Genomic DNA, 13,829 nt, shown 5'->3' on the forward strand with positions numbered 1-13,829 from the left:
TAGAAAAAGCCGCAATCCCAACAGAAGCAGCTATTCTAAAAGGGTCAGCTGAGAGAAAAGCCGTTCGGACATAGGGTCAGCAAATTCAGAGCCGTCGACGTGTGTTTTTATATATAGGTGGGCATCCCCTGTCGACATCGCAGTGCGCTCTGGTCGTCGACCGTCGTCGTTATCGTTTTATCAGCATCCGGATTACAACCCCAATCTCCTTAGCGACGCGGTCTTAATGGTTGTTGGAGTCAGAATAAAATGAGCATACGAAAAAAACTTCTGCTGGCGTTTGTTGTCACCACTCTGGTACCGGTGCTGATAGTGGCCGTATTGACGATCAATCGGGTTGTGGATGAAGCCTATCGGGATTTTGAAGCGTCCAGTTCGTTAAACATGTCGATCATCGATCAGACCTTTACCAACTTCTTTGATGTCATTTCCTATAACGTTTCGCTCATGGCGGACTTACCGGCGGTCAAACAAACCAATGGTCAGTCTTTGACGACATACTTTGATGAAGGTATGAAACCCTCTGAAGTGGCCCGTCAAAATGGCGGTCGGGAAAAAGCCATTTTCGATATCTTCAGTGCGATTGGAGAGAACAATCCGATGCTGGGTTACGTTTACATGGGCGATGTGGACGGCGGTTATCTTGAATGGCCCGGCACCGCCGACTATGGCGATTGGGATCCCAGAACCCGTCCGTGGTTTGCAATGGGCCGAGACGCGAATTTTGAGATTGTCCGGCGTGATGGGTATTACTGGGAGCCGGACGATGCGGTCTATGTGTCGGTCTTAAAAGCCTATACCGATGCGGCTGGTGACTTTAATGGTGTTGTCGCCATTGATGTTTCGCTGAAAGCCTTAACGGACATGGTGCAGGACATTCAATTTGGCGATACCGGCCGCATTATGATGATCGAAGGCAGCGGCAACATTCTGGTGGACGGTGGGAACCCGGAAAACAATTTCCAACCGTTGGGCGAACTCGAGTCCGCGCATTTCAACACCATTGCCCAAACGGATCGGGGCATCGTTGAGTTTTCTATTGACGGTGTGGATTATCAGGCGAACATTTATCAGTCCCCGACGCTCGGATGGAAGTTCGTCGGCATGATGCAGAAACAGGAAATTTTAAGCGGCGCACAACGCATCGGGTGGATAACACTGATCGTCTGTATCGTGTTGGTAGGGCTTTTCACCGCCGGCGGTGCGTACCTGGCTCGTCGAGTGGTTCGTCCTATCAATGAAGTCAAAGACAGTCTTCAGGAAATGGCCGAAGGCGAAGGTGATTTGACCAAACGTATTCATGTCAGCACCCAGGATGAAACCGGTGAACTGGCAACCTGGTTTAATCAGTTTATGGAATCGACGCAAACGATGATCGCGCGAATCAAAGCGCAATCGGAACAGATGGATCGCGTCTCCGGTCATACGGCCAGTTCAGCCAGTGATATGGCCGCCGCCACTACCGAACAACAGGGTGGTATTGATCAGATTGCCACGGCGATTACCGAGATGACTTCCGCGGCGAATGAGGTGGCCAACAACAGTGTGGAGACCGCCAATATTTCGGATAACGGATTAAGCACGACTCACGACGGTAAAGTGATTGTGAACGACAGCCGTGAAAGCGTTCAGCGCTTGGTTACCAACATCCAAAGCTCTAACTCGGTCATTCAGGCACTTGAAAAAGAAACCGAAAACATCACGAACATTCTCACGACTATCCAAAGCATTGCTGAGCAGACCAACCTTCTGGCGTTGAACGCCGCCATCGAAGCCGCCCGGGCCGGGGAACAGGGACGAGGGTTTGCTGTCGTCGCTGACGAAGTTCGTAATCTGGCCCAGCGGACACACGATTCGACCGAAGAAGTCAGTACCATTTTGGAAAAACTGATTCAGCAATCGCGATCGGCGAGTCAGGCGATGGAGCGCAGCGCAACCGAATCGGAACAGACGCTTGAGCTGTCACAAAAAGCGATGCAGGCGTTTGAGGCGATCGAATCGGTGGTGCTTAACATTCGCGACATGACCACCCAAACGGCCAGTGCGACGGAAGAGCAGCATCTGGTGACCAAAGACATCAATCAGAACATCGTGGACATCAATGATGCCGCTGCCCGGGTGTCGTCGTTGTCAGACGAAGTTAAAGGGTTGTGCCAGCAACAGACGGATCTGAGTCATGAGCTGGCTACGATGGTCGGCCGGTTTAAGACCTGAGGCGTGAACGCCTCAGTCTCCGGACACCTTCACAATGACCCGACCCCGCACCGTGCCGTTCAAAAGCTGTTCGGCGGTGTCAATCGCCTGGTCCAATGTGATTTCGTTGGTAATGGCATCGATCATGGCCGGTGTTATGACTTGGCCAAGACGCTGCCAGGCTTCGATCCGATCATTGAGCGGTCGCATCACACTGTCGATGCCGGCCAGCGTTACGCCCCGCAAAATAAACGGCATGACGGTGGCCGGGAAATCGAACCCCTGTGCCAGTCCGCAGGCAGCAACCGTGCCACCGTATTTAAGGCCGGCACAGACATTCGCCAGCGTATGACTGCCGACCGAATCGATGGCGGCCGCCCATTGCTCTTTTGCCAGCGGTCGGCCCGGTTCGGATAAGGCATTTCGGTCAATGATGTCCGTCGCGCCCAGTTGCTTCAGGTGATCAGCCTCTTGTAAACGACCGGTGGCGGCCACCACTTCATATCCCAGCGCCGACAGTATGGCGATGGCGTAACTGCCGACACCACCGTTCGCGCCGGTCACCAGAACGGGGCCGTTTCCAGGCAAGACACCATTTTTTTCCAGAGCGATCACACACAACATGGCGGTGTAGCCGGCGGTACCGATGGCCATGGTTTGTTTGGGCGTTAATGACTCCGGACGGGGAATCAGCCAGTCGCTTTTCAGCCGTGCTTTCTCGGCCAGGCCACCCCAATGCACTTCACCGACACCAAAGCCATTCAGCAGGACTGAATCACCAACCGCAAAGGTGTCGTTATCTGAGTGTGTGACCGTTCCGATCAGATCGATCCCCGGCACCATCGGAAACTGACGGACCACCGGGCTTTTCCCGGTAATAGCCAAGGCGTCTTTGTAGTTCAGCGTGCTGTATTGGACATCGATGGTGACGTCGCCTTCCGGCAACTGATCTTCTGAGAGCTCACTGAGATTGGCGCGGTAACCGGCGTCATCTTTTTCAATCAGGATACCTTTAAACATGTTTACTCCTTGTCAGACCGGAGTCTGGTGAGTGGGTGAAATCAATTGAATGAAATGGTTCAGGAATCGATCCAACGGCTGCGTATCCCGAATCAATCGGCTGCGGTTAATGGCGCCTTCCCAACCGATCCAGAATTGCTCAGCCAGTTCATTGCAGTTCATGGTTGGCGTGACGTCACCCGTCTGTTGGCTGGCGACAAGACAGGCAGCCACCTTGGATTGCCAATGTTGATAGATGCTCAGCAGCCGGGGGCGAAAACGTTCCGGCAGGTAAGCCACTTCCTGCTCGAGATTGCCGACCAGGCAACCGCGACGAAAATCGTGTCGGATCATCCCCTGCTTAGCGTCCTCCACAAAAGCCTGCAATCGTTGCAGAGGCGGCAATGTGTCGGAACTCAGGTGTTTGTCGAGCTTGGCGGCAAAGTAGCGATCGTAGGCCGCGAGCACTTCCAGGCCAAACGCCTCCTTGCTGTCGAAATAGTAATAGAACGAGCCTTTAGGGACGCCGACGCGTTTCAGGATAGGATCCAGACCGGAGGCGACGAAGCCCTGTTCGGTCAGCAGCTCCAAACCGCTTCGGATCAGCAATGCGCGGGTGTCGTCTGTTCCGGCGCGCCGCTTCGGCGGACGTCCCCGTCTGGGTGGGGTGATGTTTTCAGTCATGATCGCTATTTTGGACCGACCGTCTATAAAATGCCAACCTCTTTCGTCGGTTGCCATGGGTCGGTTGAAAAAAGGGGTGCAGACCTTGACCGGAATCAACCCTCGTTAATTTCCACCGTGAGCAGGATTGGTGGAGGTGTCACGTCACGACCGGCACGCTGAAGCTAAATGAAACAAAGGTTCATTTTCAGAGCTCTTTAGCAGGCAGCACGGGGTGGCGTTTTCAGCGATTTTGACTGTGCACTCATGTCACATTGGTTCTGAACAACAGGGCCTTCGTTGCGTTAAATCGAACAGCCTTTGTGCAAAAAAGCGAAATTTTCTCCGTCTGGATTGCTTGACCCCATTCTGAATGAGGATTATTGTTCGCGGTGTAAGCGCTTTCATTTGGTGCGTCCACTCACCCGAAAGCGTTTTTTTGAGGCGACAATGTAAGCGCTTTCATCTTGGGTTCAGGTGCGGGGAAAACACACCAGGCTGACGAAAGCGACGCATTTCAAAACAACAACAATGAGGTACCCCATGAAGAAGTTAACTTCCGTACTGGCGATATCTGCTCTTGCAGCAGGCGTCGCAATGCAGGCACAGGCTGCAACCCCGGAACAGGGCGGCACATTGACCGTTCCGATCATCACCCAGACATTCCTGGAAGACTTTAACCCCCTTAATGGCGTTCAGGCGGATATCGTCAGCGGCACCATGTTCGAGCCGCTGTGGGTTCAGAACACCATGGCTGGTGAAATCAACTGGCGTTTGGCGGAAAGCTTTACCTATGGCGCGGACAAGAAGTCCATGACCATTACTCTGAAAGATGATCTGACCTGGTCTGACGGTGAAGTACTGGATGCCGACGACCTGCTGTTCTCATTGGCCATTGGCGGTGATGACATCAAACTCGACCACACAGGTCAGTGGGCCAATGGTGTGATTGAAAGTGTCGAAAAAGTCAGCGACCGCGCCGTAAAAATCAACTTCTCTGAAGTGAACACCACCATCGATTGGTACATGCCGGCTCTGTGGGTGATTCCAGAGCACATCTGGGCGGACATCGACGACAAGATTAACTACAAGAACCCGAATCCGGTTGGCTCTGGTCCGATTACCGAAGTCACCACCGTTCGTGGTAACCAGATCGAAATCTGCCGTAACCCGCATTACTACAAAGCCGATCAGGGTCTGCCGTATCTGGACTGCATCAAGTTCCGTCAGTACTCCGATAACTCCCAGATCCAGCCAGCGTTGATGGCCGATGAAATCGACTGGGGTTCCAACTTCGTTGCCGACATCGACAAAACTTACGTTGAGCCAAGCCCGGACACTCACGGTTACTGGTATCCAGCAAACGACCTCTGGAACCTGTACATGAATACACGTGAAGCACCATTTGATCGGGTTGAGTTCCGTAAAGCGGTCTCCATGGCGATTGACCGTGAAACCATTGTAGATCTGGCGACTTATGGCTATGCCACACCAGAATCATCTGTTGTTGGTATCGGTGAGTTCTTCGGTGCGCACTTTAATGACAAAGTGAACAAGAAGTACGCCGACCTGGCTGAGTACAACCCGGACGAAGCGATCAAGTTGCTCGATAAAGCCGGTTACAAAGACGTGGATGGCGACGGCTATCGCGAAAACCCAGACGGTACTGAAATCGACTTCGATATTCATATCGTGAACGGTTGGACCGACGTGGTTCAGGCGGTACAGATGGTGACTGAGTATCTGGCCGATGTGGGCATCAAAGCGAACACCCGTACGCTGGAATGGTCTGTTTATGACGCTGCGTTGAAAGACGGTACTTATGACATGTCGTTCAACTGGTCGGTCACCAATGGTCAGGATCCGATCCAGGCTTACCTGAACTATTACCACCCAGCTCGAGTGGGTGAAATCTGGCACGCGAACCACGGCATGGCGTCGGAAGAACTCGGTGCGCTGGTGGATGAGTACAGCCGTATCGATGATCAGGACCGACGTGAAGAAATTCTCGCTGAGTTGATGACCTTCACAGCTGAGAACCTGCCATTCGTTCCGGTCATGTCTAACGCGACCTGGTTCCAGTACAACACGACCCGTGTTGATGGCTTCCCATCGGACGACAACCCATACGTTCATCCGAACTTCTACAACGGTGGAAGCAAGCTGCTGGTCTTTGAAAACCTGCACGCGAAGTAAGCGGATTTAACGCAAAAGAGGGAGGGCTATCGTCGTGATGACGGTGGCTCCGACCGGCGCACTCCGGTCGGAACCTCCCTCAATATTTCACCCCAGAAGGTTTCGCTTTAACGACCCTTAAACCAAAACCTTTTAAAGCTCAGGGCCAACACAGAGGACCACGCTATGGCTTTTATTCTCCGGCGGCTGGCGTTTTATATCATCGCTATCTTTGTCGCCATTACGTTTAACTTTTTGATTCCCAGAATGATGCCCGGCGACCCGGTCGACGCGCTCTTCGCTGCGGCGGGCGGTCGAATCCCACCCGAACAGCTGGATGCCTACAAAGAAATGCTCGGCTTTGTCGATGGTCCTTTGTGGGTGCAGTACCTGCAATATCTGAAAAGCATACTGACGTTTGATCTCGGCCCAACCATCATGATGTTCCCGGTTCAGGTCACTGAACTGTTGCAGCGCACGGTACCGTGGACCATTGCGTTATCGGGTACCGCGACACTTATCTCCGTGGTCGTGGGTTGTTTTATCGGGTTGTATGCATCATACAACCGAGGCGGTTTTGTGGATCGCTTTTATCCGGTGTTCTGGCAGTTTATGGCGTCGATGCCGCAAGCCGTCACCTCTCTGTTTATCTTCTTTATTTTTGCCATGACGTTGAAGTGGTTCCCGCTGGGCTATGGGGCTGACCCGGATCTGGATCCGGCCTTTACCTGGGAATATATCCGCAGCATTTTGCACCACGCTGTGCTGCCGATGGTAACGCTGTTTGTTGCGATGCTGGCGACCTGGATCTTCACCATGCGTAACGCCATGGTGAATGTGTTGGGTGAAGACTACATCACCATGGCGAAAGCCAAAGGTCTCAGTGCGCGCCGTATCATGACGCATTACGCCGCGCGCAACGCGATCCTGCCAGTGGTTACCGCGGTGTCGATGGCACTGGGCTTTGCCGTGGCCGGACAGATTTTTGTCGAAACCGTTTTTAACTATCCCGGCATTGGACAGATGATGTTCAAGTCCGTTGGTGCACGCGATTACCCGATGATGCAGGCCTGTTTCCTGTTGCTGGTTCTGTTCGTACTGGCTGCGAACTTCATCGCCGATGTTCTCTATGTCCTTTTGGATCCACGACTGCGGAAGTAATGAGTGATGACGACTGTGACTGAAAAAACTGCATTGACGAATAAAGCCAAAGGCGGACATCTCATGTTGAAGCCCTTAAAGAAATTAAAGCACGCTCTGGGCCGTTATTTTAAAGGTAATCCGGCGGCCATCATCGGCACGACCATTGTAACGACCATCATTGTTGCCTGTCTGGCCGCACCATTGTTAACCGATGTTGACCCGAACCGACGCGTGGCCCGTGGTCACCAGCCGCCAAGCGCGGATCTGATTTTCGGTTCTACTCGTGCCGGTAAAGACATCTTCAGTCAGGTGCTTTATGGCGGTCGGGTGTCATTAATGGTGGCGTTCACTGCGGCTATTATGACCACCGTTATTGCCTTGGCCGTAGGTGTAACGTCCGGCTATGTCGGCGGCAAAACCGATGAAACCCTGATGGCGTTTACGAATATTCTATTGGTCTTTCCGCAGTTACCGCTGTTGATTATTCTCGCGGCCTTCCTGGGTCAGGTAGGGCCCTTTATTATTGCCATGATTCTCGGCTTCACCTCCTGGCCCTGGGGTGCGCGGGTCATGCGCAGCCAGACGTTGGCTCTGCGCAACAAAGAATTCATCGTGGCGGCTGAAACGATGGGCGAAAGCAAATGGCGTATCATCCTCATCGAAATCATTCCTAACCTCATCAGCCTTGTTGCCGGTATGTTTGTGGGTACTTGCCTCTACGCTATCGGTGCGCAAGCCGGCATGGAGTTCCTCGGGTTGGGTGACCCGACCGTGGTTTCCTGGGGCACCATGCTTTATTGGGCACAATCCAGTGCCGCCTTTATTGTTGGCGCGTGGTGGGACTTCGTGGTTCCGGGAACCTTCATTGCCCTGATGGGTGGCGGCTTGGCGCTGCTGAACATTTCGATTGACCAGATCTCCAATCCAAAACTGAAAACCGGTGCCTACATTAAAATCTGGCGCCGTATGAAAGCCGAAGTAGAAGCACGACGAAAAGGGGCTGCGTCATGAATCATGCGACCAAACCGTTACTGGAAGTTCGCGATGTCTGTGTTGATTACGTCACGGACACGGGTAATGCCCGCGCGGTCAATCAGGTATCACTGGAAATCCGTCCCGGCGAAACCCTGGGTCTGGCCGGCGAGTCCGGCTGCGGAAAAAGTACCCTGGCGTTTGCAATTTCCAATCTCCATAACGCCCCGGCCTTGATCAGCGAAGGCGAAATTCTGTTTGAAGATCGTGACGTTTTGAAAATGAACGACGAGCAGCTTCGTCAGTTTCGCTGGAATGAAGCGGCGATGGTGTTTCAAAGTGCGATGAACTCGCTGAATCCGGTCATCACTATCGGTAGTCAGCTGATCGATGTGATTCTTGCTCATAAGAAAGTGACCAAGCAGGAAGCCTGGGCGCGCGGCGAAGAACTGCTGGAAACCGTTGGTATTCATAAGTCGCGTATGACGTCCTATCCGCACCAACTCTCCGGTGGTATGCGACAGCGTGTGGTGATTGCCATCGCCTTGGTTCTGCGTCCTAAACTGATCATCATGGACGAACCGACCACGGCATTGGATGTGGTTGTTGAACGGGAAATCATGGATGAACTGTACGAGCTGAAAGAAGAGTACGGCTTCGCTATTCTGTTTATCTCTCACGATCTTGGGTTGATGGGTGAAATCGCGGATCGTATCGGCATCATGTATGCCGGTAAGTTGGTCGAACTCGGTGACGCAGAGGACATCCTTTACCGTGCCAAGCATCCTTATACGCGCGGATTGGTGGCATCCTTTCCAACTATCCATGGACCCAAGGTTCGACTGGAAGGCATTCCCGGTTCCCCATTGAACTTATTGGAAACACCGGAAGGCTGTTACTTTCAGGCTCGATGCTCCGAATGCATGGACATCTGCCTGTCGCGAGATCCCGAACTCATTACTGTCCAACAAGCGCCCTTACGTCAGGTGGCTTGTCATGTTGTAGAAGCTGAAGAGGTATCGGCATGAGCGAACAACTCCAACCCGTTGAAACCGGCTCGGCTAAGCCCAGCATTTATGTTGAAGGTTTGACCATCGACTTCGCTTTGGATAGTGCGATTTTCAATCGTCAGCACATGCGTGCGGTCAACGATGTCAGTTTTATCCTAAAAGCCGGTCAGGCGCTGGCTATTGTTGGTGAGTCGGGCAGTGGAAAAAGCACCTGTGCCCGAGCGCTATGCCGACTGTTTGAACCGTCGGCCGGAAAAATCTGGCTGCAGGACGTCGACATCAACGAGAAGAAAAATCAGATGAAGCAACTGGACTTCGCTAAAGAAGTGCAGATGATTTTTCAGGATCCCTTTGGTTCGTTGAACCCGGTGCATACTATCCGCCACCATTTGGCTCGCCCGATTAAACTGCACCATCCGCACGTGTCCGGTGACGAGTTGGAGCAGCGCGTCATTGAAATCATTGAGCGCGTCGGGCTGTCCCCGGCACGGCAGACGGCGGACAAATATCCGCACGAACTCTCCGGCGGTCAACGTCAACGTGTGGCCATTGCCCGGGCATTGGCCGTGGGTGCCAAGTTCATTTTAGCCGACGAGCCGATTTCGATGCTCGACGTGTCGATTCGGTTGGGCATTCTGAACCTGATGGAAGACATGAAAAAAGATGGCATCGGGTTTATGTACATCACGCACGATATTGCCACTGCGCGATACTTTGCGGAACGTACCGCGGTGATGTATGTCGGGCACATGGTGGAGTGGGGCAACAGCGATTCGGTAACACAGAACCCACAGCACCCCTATACCCAGTTATTGATCAGTGCGGTTCCGGAAGCGGGCATTCGCCGATCAAAAGAGAAAATGGCCAAAAAAGCAGACATTCCGGTTTGGAAGCCGGACAGCCAGGGTTGTCCGTTTGCCAGCCGATGTCTCAAGGCCACTGACCAGTGTCGTGAAGCCATGCCACCGGTCACGCAGTTAGCAGAGGATCATTTTGTTCGCTGCTATCTGTATGAGTCCTAAAGGTCGGGACTAAAGAGTCGTAAGCCTGCGTAGTTTTTAAAGCCGTACTGTCCTTCATCAGGGGGAGTCACCTTAAGGGTCTTCGGACCCGCTTTTTTCGCCTTAAAATGTAAGCGCTTACAATTTAACTTGTTATAAACCAGGAAGAACGTGATGATTAATACAAATACAAAAAAAACATCGCTGTTTGCCATCTCGCTGGCAGCGCTTGTCGTCACCGGCTGTAATCCGGATGACGATCCAACAGGGCCGGGTTCAGATGGCGACTTTTATGATGAAAAAGGTTGGGAGTTAGTTTGGTCCGACGAGTTTGATGCTGACGTCATTGACGACAGTAAATGGGCCTTTGAGGTGAACTGTTGGGGCGGCGGTAATAACGAGCATCAATGCTATGTTGATGAGCCGGATAATGCCTTTGTCGAAGAAGGGAAGCTTCACTTAAAAGCTATTCGCGAATCGATTGAAGGACCTGTTCATAACCCGGACAGCGCTGATTATGATCCTAATGAACTTAAGAGTCAGGATTTCAGTTCAGCCCGGTTAAGATCAATCAGTCCGCTTGATTACGCACAAGGCGAGGGTTTCAATTTCAGAAATGACTGGCAGTACGGTCGTTTTGAAATTCGAGCAAAATTGCCAGAAGGTCAAGGCACCTGGCCAGCGATTTGGATGCTGCCAACCGATTGGGCCTATGGTGGATGGGCGGCTTCTGGTGAGATCGACATCATGGAAGCGGTAAACCTGAAAGCCGATCGTGTTATTGATGGTGAGACAGTGCCGGAAAATCGCGTCCATGGCACGCTGCATTATGGAGCAACTTGGCCAAATAATGTTTACAGCGGTGTTGAACATGACTTCGGCGATATCAATATTAACCCGGCCGATGATTTTCATGTTTATACCATTGAGTGGGAAAAGGGTGAGATTCGCTGGTTTATCGACGGCGAACACTTTGCAACACAAACTCAAGATGGCTGGTACAACCATTATCAGCAGGAAAATGGAGATTGGGTCGAAGGTGAAGCGGATGCACCCTATAACCAGCCCTTCCACCTGATCATGAACTTGGCAATAGGTGGTGACTGGGCTGCTAATGTGAATGAAGGCGGTGTTGATCCAGACCTGACCGAAGCCGAAATGCAGATCGACTATGTCCGTGTTTACCAATGCAAAGACGATGCAACAGGGGTCGCTTGCGGGTCAAAAGGCGAACCGGATAGCTTTGAAGTGAGCGAAGGTCATGAACCTCCAGAACTTGTTGAAGACTCTTTGGTTTTATTTGAAGAGGCGATTGATGAGGAATGGGCTGCTTGGGATTGTTGTGGTGGAACAACGCCAGCATTGGTTGCCGACGTCGATCCTGAATACGGAAACGTATTGCAATTTGATATTTCCAATCATCCGGAATGGGGCGGAACCATTGTTGGTTTTAATGGTCGAGAGGCCGGCGTCGCTCACAACGCCAGTGCGGACCATACTCTTGAGTTTGATCTGAAAATGACAGCGCTCCCGGAAGTTACCGATACAGCATGGATCTTGAAGTTAGAAAGCGGCGGTGAGTCATCATTTGTAGAAGTAAATCTAAACACAAGTGAAGAAGGTGTTTCACCAGAACTCAACACATGGCAGCACTACACTTTCCGTATGGATGAGGTTCTTGCAACCGAGGGGCATACATTAGATGTTCATGCCATTGATATCGTTATGGTTGCTCCTGCCTGGGGTAATGGCCAGGGTGCTCAGTTCCTGATAGACAATGTGAAGTTTACTAAGTTTTATCCAGATGCTCCGGTTTGGCCAGAAGTCGATCCGACAACAGGTCCATTGACGGTCTACGAAGATGGAATCAATCCGGCATGGACAGCTTGGGATTGCTGTGCAGACGGCTATCAGCCTGTTGAAGTTGATTCCGGTGACGCTCTTTATGGCAATGTCGTTCGATTTGAAACTCATACCTCCACAGTCGCCGGGTTCTCATCACGCGGGTCACATGGAGCAGTTGCAGGAGCACCCCATGATGCAAGCTCTAATACGGACCTTGAGTTTGATATGAAGATGCTCTCACACCCAGACAATGGGGTTACCAACTGGAAGCTTAAAGTTGAAAGTAATAACGGTGCGGAAGCTGTTGAGATTAATCTTCAAACCAGCTTAGAAGGAGAAGTGCCTGCATTAGATACTTGGCAACACTACACCTTCCCGATCGCAGATCTTGCTGATCAAGGTTTGGATATCACCGCTATTGACGTGGTGATGGTGTTCCCGACATGGGGCGCAGGTGTCGGTGCTGAATATCTTCTCGATAACGTTAAGTTTGATTAACACATAAGAACAAGAGTGCTCTGGAGTTCCAGAGCACTCTTATCAATATGCAGTAATCTAGTGTGGTACCCATGATGAACACGATAAAAACAAAACTGATAAGCGCCGCCGTGGTGCTCGTGTTTGCTTCATCAGCGACAACACAGGCCATGAACCTAGTCATGGCCACCGATGAAGAAAACCGGAACGTCTTACAAAGTACGATCGGTTTACGAACGAATGATCAATGGAATGTCCTGGCGTATCAGGGCACCGATTTACAGATGGTCGATGAAATCCGTCAACAGGCGGTGACCTCTAATTTACCTAACGCCGCTCAGATTCCAGGGGCGACCATTCGTCGTTGGGCTGCTCTGGGGTTTATTAATAATCTTGATGATGCCGCTAGGCAGCATCAATGGTCCTCACGATTGCCACAAACCATTCGTGAAGACATTTCTTTTCAGGATAATCTGTTTGCTGTGCCGACCCAGATTCATCGCAGCAACTGGATGTGGATGAATGGCAACGCCTTGAATGTCGGCAATAAAACGATGCCGGCACCAAAAACCTGGAAAGCGTTTTTTGATTTTATGGATGGCGGTGCGAGTGGGCAACGACATCTGATTACGGTAGATGACCCGGCTCAATACACACTGATTCTAGAGTCGATACTCTTGGGGTTGAAAGGCTCTGCGTTTTATCAATCTACCTTTAAAGATTTTGATTATCGCCAACTGAAAAGTGACGACATGGTCGATGTGTTCCGGATGATGGCTCGTTTACGGCCGCTTCTGAACGAACATCAATATCCCGATTGGGAGTCGGCTGCCAAAGCATTAGCCAACGGCGAAGGCCAGGTCCTTTTTGCCGGAGACTGGATTAAACCCATGTTCGTCGATACGAACGGCAACTTGCCCGAGCAGCTTGTCTGCGCCCCGTTTCCGGAAGCGTCGGCTAAGTTTTTGTATAACCTGAACAGTGTGGTGATGTTCAGGGATACCGATGAACTGAACTCAGACATTATGGCCAAACTGTTGTTTACAGAAACCGTTTTGACCGATCTGAATCTGCGCGAAGGCTCAATACCGGCTAGGCTGGATATCAGTCCTTATGGTTTTGACCGGTGCGCCGTGCGAGCGATGCGTGAGTTTCGTTCATCTCACACCACAAACACATTACAACCAAGTCTGGCCGCGGGCATGGCCGCACCCGAAGGCGTGCAGAAAAGTGTGTATGACGCGGTCAACGAGTTTGTTGCGGATACGAGCATGACACCTGAAGAGGGGGCCAAAAATCTGGCCAAGGCTATCCGCATTGCCCTTTATAAAATTTAACTGTTCAAGGAAAT

The 13,829-nt window shown here is 51.7% G+C and carries 10 protein-coding genes; 8 read left to right on the top strand and 2 right to left on the bottom strand.

What is annotated here, in order from left to right; all coding sequences use genetic code 11:
- The first annotated feature begins 249 nt into the window (after window positions 1–249).
- The gene (locus MED297_RS00405; RefSeq protein ID WP_008041308.1) at window positions 250–2,214 is read left to right on the top strand and encodes a methyl-accepting chemotaxis protein; all 1,965 of its coding nucleotides are present in this window, start codon (window positions 250–252) and stop codon (window positions 2,212–2,214) included.
- Window positions 2,215–2,226: 12 nt separating this feature from the next.
- On the opposite strand, the gene acuI is transcribed toward MED297_RS00405, so the two are convergent.
- Window positions 2,227–3,213, bottom strand: coding sequence for an acrylyl-CoA reductase (NADPH) (acuI, locus tag MED297_RS00410; protein WP_008041309.1), 987 nt, complete (start codon window positions 3,211–3,213; stop codon window positions 2,227–2,229).
- 12 nt (window positions 3,214–3,225) lie between these two features.
- Window positions 3,226–3,876 (bottom strand): acrylate utilization transcriptional regulator AcuR, encoded by a 651-nt coding sequence (acuR, locus tag MED297_RS00415; RefSeq protein WP_040556473.1) that lies wholly within the window; start codon window positions 3,874–3,876, stop codon window positions 3,226–3,228.
- Between the two features lie 522 nt (window positions 3,877–4,398).
- On the opposite strand from acuR, the gene MED297_RS00420 reads away from it, so the two are divergent.
- From MED297_RS00420 to MED297_RS00450, 7 genes are all read left to right on the top strand, one after another.
- Window positions 4,399–6,051, top strand: a complete 1,653-nt coding sequence (locus MED297_RS00420; protein WP_040556356.1) for an ABC transporter substrate-binding protein — start codon at window positions 4,399–4,401, stop codon at window positions 6,049–6,051.
- Between the two features lie 165 nt (window positions 6,052–6,216).
- Window positions 6,217–7,191, top strand: coding sequence for an ABC transporter permease (locus MED297_RS00425; RefSeq protein ID WP_008041315.1), 975 nt, complete (start codon window positions 6,217–6,219; stop codon window positions 7,189–7,191).
- A 63-nt stretch (window positions 7,192–7,254) separates the two neighbouring features.
- Entirely contained in the window at window positions 7,255–8,184 is a 930-nt protein-coding gene (locus MED297_RS00430; protein WP_202594500.1) for an ABC transporter permease, read from the top strand.
- On the top strand, window positions 8,181–9,173 hold the full coding sequence (locus MED297_RS00435; protein WP_008041323.1) for an ABC transporter ATP-binding protein: 993 nt from the start codon (window positions 8,181–8,183) through the stop codon (window positions 9,171–9,173). Before MED297_RS00430 ends, MED297_RS00435 begins: the two co-directional genes overlap by 4 nt.
- Complete coding sequence (locus MED297_RS00440) at window positions 9,170–10,177, top strand: ABC transporter ATP-binding protein (RefSeq protein ID WP_008041324.1); 1,008 nt, start codon at window positions 9,170–9,172, stop codon at window positions 10,175–10,177. Before MED297_RS00435 ends, MED297_RS00440 begins: the two co-directional genes overlap by 4 nt.
- 153 nt (window positions 10,178–10,330) lie before the next feature.
- Window positions 10,331–12,499 (top strand): glycoside hydrolase family 16 protein, encoded by a 2,169-nt coding sequence (locus tag MED297_RS00445; protein WP_008041325.1) that lies wholly within the window; start codon window positions 10,331–10,333, stop codon window positions 12,497–12,499.
- A gap of 71 nt (window positions 12,500–12,570) precedes the next feature.
- Window positions 12,571–13,815 (top strand): ABC transporter substrate-binding protein, encoded by a 1,245-nt coding sequence (locus MED297_RS00450; protein WP_008041326.1) that lies wholly within the window; start codon window positions 12,571–12,573, stop codon window positions 13,813–13,815.
- Window positions 13,816–13,829 lie beyond the last annotated feature (14 nt).

Origin of the sequence: Reinekea blandensis MED297, from assembly GCF_000153185.1 — a bacterium.
Classification (GTDB): domain Bacteria; phylum Pseudomonadota; class Gammaproteobacteria; order Pseudomonadales; family Natronospirillaceae; genus Reinekea; species Reinekea blandensis.